The sequence below is a fragment of the Ulvibacterium marinum genome, assembly GCF_003626755.1.
Classification (GTDB): domain Bacteria; phylum Bacteroidota; class Bacteroidia; order Flavobacteriales; family Flavobacteriaceae; genus Ulvibacterium; species Ulvibacterium marinum.
On sequence record NZ_RBCJ01000003.1, the window covers coordinates 1 to 12972 of the forward strand.

Annotated in this window: 6 protein-coding genes and 1 pseudogene; 1 reads left to right on the forward strand and 6 read right to left on the reverse strand. The window is 41.7% G+C overall.

Annotation, left to right across the window (positions count from 1 at the left end):
• Positions 1 to 161 (forward strand): annotated as a pseudogene (locus D7Z94_RS25925) (5-dehydro-4-deoxy-D-glucuronate isomerase); the annotation flags it as partial.
• Between the two features lie 106 nt (positions 162 to 267).
• Here the strand turns inward: D7Z94_RS25925 and D7Z94_RS13120 are convergent.
• From D7Z94_RS13120 to ggt, 6 genes are all read right to left on the reverse strand, one after another.
• The gene (locus D7Z94_RS13120) at positions 268 to 1029 is read right to left on the reverse strand and encodes a DeoR/GlpR family DNA-binding transcription regulator (RefSeq protein ID WP_120712073.1); all 762 of its coding nucleotides are present in this window, start codon (positions 1027 to 1029) and stop codon (positions 268 to 270) included.
• Between the two features lie 205 nt (positions 1030 to 1234).
• The gene (locus D7Z94_RS13125) at positions 1235 to 4564 is read right to left on the reverse strand and encodes a VCBS repeat-containing protein (protein ID WP_211341787.1); all 3330 of its coding nucleotides are present in this window, start codon (positions 4562 to 4564) and stop codon (positions 1235 to 1237) included.
• 277 nt (positions 4565 to 4841) lie between these two features.
• Entirely contained in the window at positions 4842 to 6602 is a 1761-nt protein-coding gene (locus tag D7Z94_RS13130) for a RagB/SusD family nutrient uptake outer membrane protein (protein ID WP_120712074.1), read from the reverse strand.
• Positions 6603 to 6606: 4 nt separating this feature from the next.
• The gene (locus tag D7Z94_RS13135) at positions 6607 to 9723 is read right to left on the reverse strand and encodes a SusC/RagA family TonB-linked outer membrane protein (protein WP_120712075.1); all 3117 of its coding nucleotides are present in this window, start codon (positions 9721 to 9723) and stop codon (positions 6607 to 6609) included.
• A 131-nt stretch (positions 9724 to 9854) separates the two neighbouring features.
• Positions 9855 to 11255, reverse strand: a complete 1401-nt coding sequence (locus D7Z94_RS13140) for an amidohydrolase family protein (protein WP_120712076.1) — start codon at positions 11253 to 11255, stop codon at positions 9855 to 9857.
• A gap of 30 nt (positions 11256 to 11285) precedes the next feature.
• Entirely contained in the window at positions 11286 to 12968 is a 1683-nt protein-coding gene (gene ggt / locus D7Z94_RS13145) for a gamma-glutamyltransferase (RefSeq protein WP_211341788.1), read from the reverse strand.
• Positions 12969 to 12972 lie beyond the last annotated feature (4 nt).

Here is a 12972-nt window from a genome sequence, read left to right on the forward strand (position 1 = left end):
CATGTCATATCTGGATATGGAACTAACAGGCGATTGTCTCACCTCCTTCGTCGATTCACTCTGGTCCGGGTACTTCCAACTATATATTTGTTTGAGGCATGGCAGGGGAAAATTTGGGCTATAGAGACATGGATTTTTGTTCTATCACGGAAATTAGATAAGAAGTATATTTATTTAATTCGCAGGGAAAGACTGTACTTGTCATAGGTGCCACGCATGGTTTGGGAATGGCCATGGTTATAGGGCTAGGGAAGGCAGGGGAAAAGGTTATTGATCTGTAATCAAATCTGCCTTTCCCCTATATTTATCTTGTATTTGCTGCGGAACATCTGAATTGGTTATTATATGATCCACAATTCCCAATGGGGCGACTTTAATAAATGCTTCGCGTTCTATCTTTTCCGAAGTAACTACTAAGAATACCTCATCCGAGTTTTCGGCCATCTTTGTGGTGATAACGGACTCCTTAATCTCATCCGAACTAAGCCCATGTTTCAAAGTAACCCCATCTGAACCAATAAAAGCCTTTGAAGCATGGTACTCTTCTACATTTTTTTCCGCAATCGGACCATAAATAGCTTTTCGGTCAGTATCCACCTCTCCACCCACTACTACGGTCTTGATTCCTGGATGATTAGACAATTGAAAAATTATTGGAAGCGAATTGGATATTACTATCAAATTCTTTTTATTTTTTAGATAATTATGCATTGAGTATAGCGTTGTTCCACAGTCAATAAAAATCACATCATTATCCTTAACGAAATCAGCTGCAAGTTTTCCTAGACGATTTTTCTTGTCTGAATTTTCGGATAATCTACGGTCAAAGGCCAATAAATCAATTTTAGGCCTGTTAAGCACAGCACCTCCATGCACTTTTTGTAAAACCCCCTTTTTTTCTAGCTTTTCGAGATCTTGCCTAATGGTCGCCTCTGTAACCTTAAGAATTCTTGATAGCTCCTTTACTCTCACCGACCCATTCTCGTCTAGGCGGTCTACTATCTTTTTTCTTCTGAGATTTGAAAGCATTTTAAAATATTTAATTTTTCAATGTAAGCAGAGCCTGGTGTTTATTTCAAAACTTTTTTTATCTCTTTTTGCTTCTTTTTTTTCTTAATTTTTACAAATATAAGTGTCTAAAGTTTATGATGAATTAAAAGCATGCCCTAACTTCGGATTTGAAATTCGACTAGATTAATGTCTTATTAAAATGAAAAAACTCAAAAGCAAATATCTACTTTTTTTGGAATATCCTGATTTTTCCCCTATTCTGAGTGACCACAATATATGGGTCTCCATTCTTGGCATTTTTTATCTTTACAATATCCTTGGCATCTCCCGTTACAACAAATCCGCTCTCTTGTGACCGAACAAAGGTAAAATTACCGTTGCCATTACCTTTTAGTAAAGCTCCGTTAAGGGCATCATATCTTCCAACAAATATCTCATTGCCATAATTATTACCGATCAGGAGAAGGTCTTTTTGGCCGTCTTCATCAAAGTCAGTGGCCACCATACGATTGATGGGGGCTATTTGGACCTGCCAAGGTAATTGTCTAATTTCAAATTTTCCGTTGCCCATATTTTCTAAATAAACAGTTCTATCATAATTACCGGTTAATTTTAGGGCCCCATTCAATTCTTCTTTACTCAACAAGGTATGCTGGGTTGCCTTCCCATACTCTTTATAATAATTAAATTTTGATCTGAATAATGGGCTTTGCCCAACAAGATCTCCCCAAAAATGTACAGGGAACGATTTGTAATCAGTATTCTCAAAATCATTTTTAAAATATGCAAACATCAAAGGATCCATATTGCCGTTATTGTCAAAATCTTTTGCCAACGTGGTAATCGGCCTGTCCTGGGAGGGCTGGTAAAGGTTGTTAGCTCCTAAATTTCCAGCTACTAAATCCACGTCGCCATCATTATCAAAATCTTCTGCCAGGATGCTTTCCCACCACCCCAAAAGACTATCGATTTTTTTGTTGTTCAATTTTTCAAAGGAAGTTCCTTGATTCTTGAAAATAGTTATAGGCATAAACTGGCCCAATACTATTAGATCGCTAAAGCTATCGTTATCGATATCTGCCCAGACAGCATCTGTAATCATACCCACATTCCTGAGTTCCTTTGCGTATTCTTCCGTAACGTCTTTGAGCTTTCCTCCTTCATTCTTTAACAGATAACTCTCTTCAGGGATTGGGTATTGGGCATATGGTGTTCTTCCTCCTACGAAGAGATCCACATACCCATCTCCATCAAAATCATGTGCTTTTACCGTTGATCCACTTGCTTTGATTTCTGGAATTGAGCTCTTATCGATTGTAAAACTACCGCTGCCGTCATTAATCATTAATCTATCTACATACAAATTGCTTTCCGATACAAACTCGTTACTCCCTGAAACCAAATACATGTCCAAATCCCCGTCATTTTCGAGATCGAAAAGTACAATTGCTTCTTCTTCATATCTTAGGTTTTTCTTATCCTGATATAATAATTTGCGTTCAAAAGTTCCATCCTTCTGTTGAAAGAACATTTGTGGGGCGTAATTATGTGAGCTACCCACTATGAAGTCTTCGATTCCGTCACCGTTTAAGTCTCCCTTGGCCAGACAGGGACCATTTTGGGTCAATTTATGTGGTAAGATCCTCTGTACATCATAATCAACTACATCTTTTTCCTGATGTACATAATTGATTCCCAATTCATTGGATATTTCTTCAAAGATGGGATTGGTCTTTTTTGGAACTAAAGGAAAAAAGGCATTTTCATAATTGGAAAGGGCCTCATCATAATTTAAGGTAATGGTATGGTTTTCCGATATATTTTGCTTTTTTTGGTATTTGCTATCTGGCCATAAAATTTCTAGCGATGTAATTTTATCCTTCTTATTTCCCAAGCCAAAATGAATAATGTCCTGTACTGAAGACATATAACCTCTACTCAGATGATGTTCATGATATTGGAATGTGTCATCTTTAAATCTAACTACTATTTTGGCTCCTATACCTGAGGTATTGGTTTTTGGCCCGTTTAAATTGACCAGCAGAAAATGATTTTCTTTGTCCTGTTTATTGAGTTGATTTTCAAAAACAAACGCTTCTTCGTTAATATTGTTTACAATATAGTCCATATCACCATCAGTATCCAGATCGGCAAATGCCGCACCATTGGAAAAGGACGGGATATTTAAGCCCCATTCTTTCCCGACGTCCTTAAAGTGTCCATTACCGGAATAGCTGTAGGCATAATTTGGTATTTTAACGATTGGAATTGAATCCAAGATTTTGGAAGGACCCAAATATCTACGGACGTTAAAGTTAAAGTCACCAAAATCCATATCCGTAATATCTCGGGGAAAACCGTTGGTAATCAACAAATCCCTTACACCATCATTGTCCATATCCACAAATAAAGGTGACCAACTCCAATCTGTTCTGGATACCCCTGCCATAAGGCCGATTTCACTGTAGGGAAGGCCTATCCCATTTCCCATTTGAAGCATGTTTCTCATATATTGGTATCCATATCCATACTTTTCGTTGAGAATATATGATGTATATTTATTATTGCCGATGGTTGTTTTTAATCTATGGTTTGTTTCTCCCAACATATCCAAGGTAAAGATGTCCAAAAAGCCATCATTGTTGAAATCGGATATATCAGAACCCATGGAAAACTTGCTTTGATGTTTTATCAGTTGATCAATCCGGTTAGAGAACGTACCATCTTTATTGTTTATATAAAGTATATCATTTGTTAGATAATCATTGCTTACATAAATATCGCTCCATCCATCATAATTCAGATCAGCTATTGCAAGTCCAAGACCAAAACCTTCAAGTGTAATCCCAGCCGATAGCGTTACATCAGTAAAAGTTCCATCTCCGTTGTTACGGTACAATCTATCGTTGCTTAATGCGGATCCGTCAGTAATTTTTTCCCTATAGTTGGTAGGTAGTTCATGAATTTCAACATTGTTCAACACATAAAGATCCAAAAAACCATCGTTGTCGTAATCGAAAAAAGTGGCATTCATACTATTTCCCGAATCCGCTATTCCATATTCATGGGCCATTTCTTTAAACTTGGGAACACCTGATTTATCCGGACCCTGATTGACAAAGAGCATGTTGGCCTTTTCACTTTCGGAAGAGAGCATTGCGGCACAAACATATATATCTAGGAAATTATCATTGTTTATGTCGACCACGGTCACTCCAGTGGCCCATTTTTTCTCTGCTTCGATTTCTGCCAGTGCACTTACATCTTTGAACTTAAAGCCTCCTCTATTTAAATACAACTTGTTTGGGACTTGATTTCCGGTAAAAAAAATATCGGGTTTGCTATCGTTATTAAAATCTCCGAGGGCCACACCGCCACCATTGAATATATATTCACTAGTCAAAATATTAAAAGAATCCGTTTCCATGATTCGATTGTTGAAAGTTATTCCCGAGTGCGAAGAGGAAACTTTTGAGAATAAGGTGGTTTTTTCTTCTTTACAGGAAAGCATGGAAACCAGTACCATATATAAAAAGAAATATTGCTTTTTCATTTTACCTCATATACTATAAAGTTAAACAATAGATACAGCCCTTTCGATTTTAAAAGGCGATTTTAGATTTATCAAGTTAAGCCTGCCATGCAGTCTGTTATTTTTAGTATAGCTTTTTTGAAGGCTTTTCTATTTGGTTGTATGCCTTCATAACTGGACTTTGTACTAAACCAAAGCCACCTTGTATTACATAATCAATAAAGATTAAATGAAAGGCAGGATACCGCAATAGGTGTCCTGCCTTAAAAATAAACTAACAAACTAACTCAACTAAATTTTAAAATCCATCATTCTGATTCAAGATTCCACCACTTAAATCTATGGCGTTCAGCGGAAGGGGCAATAAGTCATGCTTGGGTTCGTAGGCCCTAAACTTGTCACCAAAATTGGGTATGGTACGAGCCTCGTTCTCCGCATAGGTATTTATAGTTTCCAGCGCTACGCCCCATCTTCTAAGGTCGAATAACCGATGACCTTCCATACCTAGTTCCAGACGACGCTCAAAACGTACCGCCTTTCTGGCAAAGTCCTGACTGGCAAAGGATGCATAAGGTTCAATTTGATAGTCGGCGGCAGGGGTTCCCTCTATGACCTCGTCCTCGGCGCCGCGTGCCTGTACATAGGTCATATTCTTCGCCCTGTTCCTAACTCGGTTCACATAATCCAAGGCCAAGACCAAATCATTGGTTTCTACTGCGGCCTCTGCTGCCATCAACAACACATCGGCAAATCGCATGATGTTGTAGTTGATGCCCGAGCGTTGTTCACCCCACGCACCAGTTCCTTGATTGTTGCCCAACTCACCTGCTTGATAGACATTCTTTTTGGGCAAGTAAGGTCCGGAGATGTCGCCAAAAGTGGCTCGAATCCAAATTTTACCTGGATGAGCCCCAAAACCGTTATAGTCAATTTTTCTACGACCTACGGTATAGTCCAGTCTGGGATCAAGAGGACCCTGTTCGGTGACAAATGGGTCAAGACTTGGGTCATACGTTTTGGTGTCCGCGTCATATGCCGTGTCATTCGTATCTACGCCGGCATCGTTGGCGATATCACTTTGGTTGAAGGTGTCCAACAAGGGCAGACCACTACCGTCGGTCTTGTATGCATTGGCCAAATCCTGTGTAGGCTGATAAAAACCACAACAGGTTTCAGGATTAAATGGACCACCTCCTGGAAAATTGAGCGTTCCGCCCCGGTTACCATTGAAGGACTGGCCGTCATCTGCGGCAAACTGAATGGCAAAAACAGATTCCGGTCCATTTTCCCCTGCAGCGTTAAAGTTGTCCACAAACTCCGTGTTTAAGGCGTAAGGGCCATTGTCTATGACATCTTTCAGCAAGGCCAAGGCTGGTGCCCAATCGGCTTGGAACAAATGGGCCTTGCCCAAAAAGGCCTTGGCGGTCCATGAATCGGGCCGCCCATCATCATCTTGGCTTGCGGGCAGGTTATCAATGGCAAATTGAAAATCGGCCTCTATCTGTTCCCATATTGGTCCTGGATTTGGCTGATTGAATTCAGTCGCAGCATAATTTTCATCGGATATATAGGCAGGGTTTCCGTAAATCTTTTGAAGTTCAAAATTGAAATGACCTCTTAAAAATCGAGCTTCGGCCAATTTTGCCGTAAGGTCACCTTCCTCACTGGAGTTGATCAATGAAATTACGGCGTTGGCCCTGTTTACCCCTGCATACAAGCCATTCCATTTTCCAAAAATATAAGGATTGGCAGTGGCCCAATCGAAAATTTCCAGTGCAAATAGATCAGGCTGGTCACCATCCGTACTCCCTTTGTGGGCATCATCCGAAATCACGTCGAACCACCAGTTATCACCGGAAACTGCCCAATCCGGGGCACCTTGATTGTTTCTAATACCATCCAGGGCGGAATAGGCACCCGTTAGCAATAGGTCGACCCCGGTCTCGTTGGCAAGTGCCTCATCTGCCAGAGCACCGACCGGGGCTATCTCCGTAAAATCATCGCTACAGGCTAGCAAAACTATAAATAGCGTTGTGTAAGTAAATAATCTCTTTTTCATTTTTTTAGAAATTTAAGTTAAGACCTAAAGTGTATATTGCTGCTAAAGGATACTGTTGGTTGTCCACACCAATGGTAAGGTTGTCGTTTCCATTATCCCTTGGGCCAAGTTCAGGGTCAATACCATCATACCCGGTAATGGTAAACAGGTTAGATCCCTGGACATAGAACCGTAAAGTATCCAAGCCTAACTTATTCACGATACTATCTGGGAGGGTGTAGCCTATCTGTAGGTTCTTCAGGCGCATGAACGAACCGTCCTCCACAAAGAAAGAGTTGGGTTGGGTCTCATTGTTCGGTACCGCAAAACTTAACCTCGGGATTGTGGCATCAAGGTTATCGGGCCTCCAAGAGTCCAAAACACGAACACTACGTTGGGTATTGGAAAAACTGGGCATATCCGTGAAGATCTTGGTGTAATTGTAGATATCATTCCCTTGGGAACCGGCAAAAAATGCCGAAAGGTCAAATCCCTTATATGCAAAATTAAAGTTGACGCCATAGGTAAAGTCGGGATGGGGTGAACCGATAAAGGTTCTATCGTCATCGTTAATGGAACCATCGCCATTTACATCCGTATATTTAAATCTTCCTATGCCATCTGCCGGATTTTCAAATCCTTGATCGGCGTGGGCCGAAACCTCTGCTTCTGTTGCGAAAATACCTTCTACCACACGTCCAAAGAAAGAGGATAGAGGCTGTCCCACGGCGGTGCGGGTAACGGCACCCCCCCTAAAGTCTGGCCAACCTATTTGGAAATCACTGATCAGTTCGGTCACCTCGTTCTTATAATGCGAGATGTTCGCCTGTATTCCATAGGAAAATCCACCTTTAGTAGTGTTTTGATATCCAATGCTCAAATCCATACCGGTATTCTTAAAAGACCCCAAGTTGACCAAGGGTGCCTCGGCGTCGATAGCGGTAGTGCTTATCAAACTATTATCCCTGGAAATCAGATCCTTGGTAACTATATCAAAATACTCTGCATTCAATGAAAGTTTATTGTCAAAGAGTCCAAATTCAACTCCTATGTTGGTAGATTCACTGGTCTCCCATCGAAGATCTGGGTTGCCCACCTGACTTAGAAAAGCTCCTGTTCTAATCGAGTTGCCTCCATCAAACGAATAATTTGCGAAAGTCTCACCAAGCTCGGAAATATTTACCGTAGGGTTATCCGAAGGTAGCGACTGATTGCCCAATTGTCCCCATGAACCGTAAAGTTTTAACCTACTTACAAGAGCATCCTGTGGAAAGAAGTCCTCGTTGCTAACGACCCAACCTGCACTGAAGGATGGAAATATATCACTTTGGTTATCGCCCCTAAATCGTGAGGATTTGTCCCGGCGGACCGTAGCGGTGAGAAGGTATTTGTCGGCGTAGGAATAATTTGCCGTACCGAAAATGGAGAACAGGGAGGATTGTTCATCGTAACCGTCATCGACAATGGGTGTACCCGTTCCCGTGCTCAACAGATAAAAATCAGGGGTCTCGAACAAAAAGTCGGTTCTTCTGATATCCTTGCCTCTTCTACGAAAACTTAAGGCTTCGATACCCACCAGGGCATTAATGGAATGTTCACCAAAACTTTTGTTATAGTTCAAGGTATTGTTCCATACCCATTCGTAACGGTCAAAGTCCTCCTCGTCCAACTGTGCGGAGGCTCGCGATTCTGCATTTTCGGGATCCAAAGGCTGAAACCTTCTATCATTATAGGCCTGTATATCACCTCCTATGGAGGTTTTAAAACTTAATCCATCGAGAATTTGGAGCTGGGCGTAAACATCACCGAAAACCCGGAGTGATTTGCGATAGTCATCAGCGGACCGTAACGTTTGGGCTACAGGATTACGTGAGTTGCCCAATTGGGCTCCTGCCAAATATGTACCGGCAAATTCACCATCATCATCGTAAACCGGTATCAAAGGGTTGATTATCATTGCTCCCTGAACCCTACTAGTACCATCTCCCTTGGTATTTGAAAAGGAAATGTTAAGGTGCTGGCCGACAGTGATCCTATCGGAAATCTTGAATTCGGAATTCAACCGGGTAGCCCCTCTTTTGAACCCTGTGCCCAACTGTATACCCTGCCTGTTCAGATAGCCCATGGACAAAAGATATTTGCCACTTTCCGTTCCGTTTTGTATGGTCGCGGAAATATTTGAGGTAACCGCGGTCCTATAAAGCTCTTCCAACCATTTGGTCCCTTCTGGACGTACCGTGACACTAGCTGGTACACCCTGTAATTGACTTGGAACTACGGGAGTCGGCCCATTGCCAAATTGTGGATGCTCTATAGGTACGCCGTCATTTTGTAGGCTTTCCCAGATTACGTCACCGAATTGTTGGGGATTTAATAGGTCGGGTAAGTTTTGTGCACGCGAAAAACCGGTATACATTTCAAGGGAAACCCTTGGCTTATCCATGTAATAGCCCCCACCTTTGGTAGTGATAATCACTACCCCATTGGATGCCCTTGCCCCATAAATAGCTGCCGCTCCATCCTTTAAGACGTTCATCTGATCAATGTCGGCCGGGTTGATACTGTTCAATATAGAAGGATCATCCGTTTGGATACCATCTATAATATATAATGGATTATTACTATTACTAGTTCCAAAACCCCTGATACGTACGGTCGGAGCCCCACCTGGTTGGGCATTATTGACTACACTGACCCCGGAAACCCTACCTTCGAGAGCCTCAGCCGCATTTACGATTGGTGCCTTGGTAGCTTCGGAGATATCCACAGAGGATACAGCTCCGGTAAGATCCCCCCTGGTTTGGGTGGCATACCCCAAAACGACCACCTCATCCAGTGCCGCCGCATCTGCCATTAGGGAAACGTTAATAGAGGATTGAGCATTAACGGGGATTTCCTGCGTGGCAAAACCCACATAACTGAAGATCAAGGTGGCATTGGAATCAGCATTGATGGCGAAGTTACCATCGAAATCGGTTTGGGTACCGGTGGAAGTTCCTTTAACTACCACACTCGCTCCTGGAAGGGGTACGCCGTCGGAATCGGTAACGATTCCTGTTACACTGCCATCCTGCCCCCATAAATTGATGGACGCAAAAACTGTGAGAACCATCACAATTTTTTTCAAAAGAGTAATTTTCATATTGGTTATGTTTAAGTTAGTCTTTCAAAGTAATAAAAAAAAGCAATAATAACAAAAAAAAGAAAATAAAAAGAAAAAAATAATTATTGATTATGAAGTTTTGATTATTCGAATTATGGAATAAATACTCTTTATTCGGTCAAATTATATTCTAAATCTAAAAGTAGAATTGCGTTGTTTCTGAAAATATGATCGGCTATTAGAAGTGCCATATCAACAGTCAGTGAGCCTCTTTTTACTCGGGCAATAAGAACTTCGGCAATAACTTCCTTAGTTAGTTCAAGGGCTCCGACAGAACCTTCGATATACACCTCATCACCGCCCCAGAGGATTTTGTTGTAAGGCACGGTGTCCAAACATTCTTCCAATACCCGCTTCGCAACCATTTGTGATATTTGGGGCAACCAGCTAAAATCTAGGTAAACATTTGGGAACATCTTCCCCAAGGCTATCCATTCGGAAGTATATGGATATCCGCCGTGAAAAAGAATGAATTTAGCCTTTGGATATTTGATAAATAGATTGTTTAAGAGCGATGGCCGGCTATTTTCCAGAACCCTTCCCGTACCGGCTAAATATCCAGTGTGAATTTGGATTGGAATGTCGTATTGAATGGCTTTTTGGATAATCCAATGAAACATAAAATCCATCAACTTTTTCTTTTCACTCTCGGTGTGGGTCGATGGCTCCTTAAGATATAGTTCGGCAGCTTCCTCAAAAGACACTTCCTCAAAATACAAAGATCTATCGTAGCCCTGTGAGTTTTTGAGACAAACGGAATTCTTTGCGAAATAGTTTTCAAACACAAAATTGGAAAAAGTCAAATATTCCTCCAATGTTTGCATTGAGAAGTTGTGGCTTTTTGCCATTTTCCAATAATCCGTATGAATCCAGGAATATTCTGGTGGAACTTTTTCCTTAAAAAGTGGTGCCACTATCATTTGGTTTACTTGCGATGCCAATGCAAATTGCCCGGTATTACGTTCTAATTCATATGGATTCCAATATTGGTCCACTAACATTAGATCAAACCCGGAAAGTTCAAAAGCTTTGTTGAACCAGGAGTCGTAGTTGTTGTAGTTCTCCACTAATTGTTCATTGAGTTTTGAGACATTGTCCTTTGTAAAATAAGGCCCTTCAAAATCATACAGCTTTTGATACCCCTTGATCAATTGCCGGTAGTAGCTAGTTGTACGGGTACTATTCAAAAATGGCTCGTAATAGTTCCACAACGAATCCGAATCCAGGTTTTTTTCCGCAGTACTATTTCTACTCGCTCCTGCTGATATGAGGTCATCATATAAGTAACTACTTTTCAACTGTTCAAAAAAGCTTATTGTTTTTATCCCATGTTTGGAAGGATCCAGTTGATGCTCATGGGTGCCTATCACCTTAATATTTTCTATGTGTTCCCTTATGGTTTGATTCAGGTCTTTGTTGTGCGGCTTGCAATTGTATGTAAGGAGTAAGGTTAGCAATGCAATGAGCGTTATTCCATATGAGTTGTAAAAGGATTGGCGTTTTGTTTTCATAGAATCATGGGATTTGTAGATTTCGACCGATCAATAACCTGATGCCTGACCGTCCAATCTCGACTCCGATGCCCCGTGGTAGACTTTGTTTTTTGAATCGTACATGATGGCCTGATAGCCCCCGAAGCCTCCAACACTAAATTTCATAAAATGGCCTTTTTGAACAAGCCCTCTGAGGGTTTCCTGTTCAAAGCCATGTTCAAAATTAACGATGCCACCAGATTCCATTCTTGAACCTGTAGGTTGCGAGGATCCGGAATGGCGAATGCGTGGCACATCTCCTGCCTCCTGAATGTTCATTCCAAAATCGACCATGTTGATCAATATTTGTACATGGCCTTGTGGTTGCATGGCCCCACCCATAACCCCATAGCTCATGAACGGCTCACCATCTTTTGTGACGAAGGCGGGTATTATGGTATGAAATGGCCTTTTCCCAGGCTCATACTTATTAAAATGACCTTCCTCAAAGGTGAAAAGTTCACCCCTGTTTTGCAAAGGAAAGCCCAGCTTGGGAGGGGTCACGGTGGATCCAAATCCATTGAAGAGACTTTGTATTAAACTGATCATATTTCCCTCTTTATCGGCTACTGTCAAGTAAATGGTTTCACCTGACTCTAAAACTCCCGGTGCATATTCTTCCGCTGCTTTATTGGGATTGATTAGTTTTCTTCTTTTGGCCGCATATTCCTTGGAAATTAATTCCTCTACAGGGATTTTATTGAAATTGGGATCCGCATAGTACTTGGCCCTGTCCTCAAAGGCCATTTTTTTTGCTTCTATCAGTAGATGGAGATATTCGGGACTGCCATACCCCATGCTTTTAATGTCGTATTCTTCAAGAATGTTCAACATCTGCAGGGCGGCAATACCCTGCCCGTTCGGCGGAAGTTCCCAAAGATCGTAACCTCTGTAATTGGTGGACACCGGTTCTACCCATTCCGATCTGTGTTCTTTTAGGTCGGAGGCTTTTAAATATCCTCCATTATTCGCCATATAGACTTCTATTTCTTTTGCAATCTTTCCATTATAAAAGGCATCCCGCCCACCTTTGGCAATCTGTTTCATGGAATTCGCCAAAGCCTGGTTTTTGAAAACCTCACCTTGGGCGGGAGTTTTTCCATCCTTGACAAAAACCCTTTCAAAATCACTATTTTCAGGAAAATAATCGGCATTGGCCTTCCACTCATGGGCTATAATTTCCGTTACCGGAAAACCGTTTTCGGCATATCCGATCGCCAAATCGAATAGTTTTTCAAAGGGCAGCTTTCCAAATTTTCCGTGAAGTTCTGCCCAGCCATCCACACAACCGGGAACCGAAACCGCCAAAGGACCAAAAAATGGCACCTTGGTGTGCCCCATCTTTTTCATGGCTTCCAAGGTCAAGGATTTAGGAGATTTACCACTGGCATTGAGCCCATATAGTTTTTTGGTCTTGGCATCCCATACAATGGCAAACAAGTCTCCGCCTATACCACAATTAGCAGGTTCAACGACGGAATTGACCGCATTGGCCGCTATGGCCGCATCAATGGCACTTCCTCCTTGTTTTAGAATATCCAATGCTGCCTGTGTTGCCAAGGGCTGGGAAGTACATGCCATGCCATTTTGGGCCAAAACCACAGATCGACTTACGCTATTTGAACCGGAAATCCTATCCTGGGGACGGGCAAATGACCCTAAGAATACCAACAATAAAAACAGTTTTTTCACTTTG